Origin of the sequence: Vibrio sp. 1562, assembly GCF_033340155.1 — a bacterium.
GTDB classification, from domain to species: domain Bacteria; phylum Pseudomonadota; class Gammaproteobacteria; order Enterobacterales; family Vibrionaceae; genus Vibrio; species Vibrio alginolyticus.
In genome coordinates, this window is record NZ_JAWOVY010000371.1 from 1 (window position 1) to 690 (window position 690).

The 690-nt window shown below is 53.6% G+C and carries 1 protein-coding gene; it reads left to right on the forward strand.

Going from position 1 to position 690, the window contains the following annotated elements:
• A partial coding sequence (locus tag R7Z49_RS25245) for a PAS-domain containing protein (protein ID WP_318112418.1) occupies window positions 1-690 on the forward strand: 690 nt, incomplete at both ends.

Sequence of the window (690 nt, forward strand, 5' to 3'; positions counted from 1 at the left end):
GCGATAGAACATATCGGCCAAGGGATTGCGGTGGTCGACAAACAACTGCGGCTGGTGGCGTGGAACCAGCGTTACCTAGAGCTGTTTGTATTCCCACCCGGATTAATTCAAGTCGGCCGACCGATTGCTGATGTGATTCGCCACAATGCTGAGCAAGGTTTATGTGGCCCCGGCGATCCAGAAGACCACGTACGCCGCCGCGTGTATCATCTTGAGCAAGGCACGCGACATACCTCTTCCCGTGTGCGTCCTGATGGACGAGTGATTGAAGTGCAGGGCAACCCGATGCCCGGCGGTGGTTTTGTAATGAGCTTTACGGACATCACAGTATTCCGCGATGCCGAGCAAGCGCTGAAAGACGCCAATGAAACGTTAGAAGAACGAGTGCGCGCGCGCACTAGAGAGTTGGAGCAACTCAACAAGCAGTTGGTGGCAGCGACGCAGCGTTCGGATTTGGAATCGAAATCGAAATCACGTTTTTTAGCGGCCGTGAGTCACGACTTGATGCAGCCGCTCAATGCCGCCCGTTTGTTTGCGTCTTCACTTTCTGAAGTAGCCAAAGACAGCGAAACCCGCAAGTTGTCGGCACACATCGAAAGTGCGTTAGGCGCGGCGGAAGATTTGATCGGAGATTTGCTGGATATTTCCCGTTTGGAATCGGGTAAGTTGGAAGTCAATGTGCATGGCTTC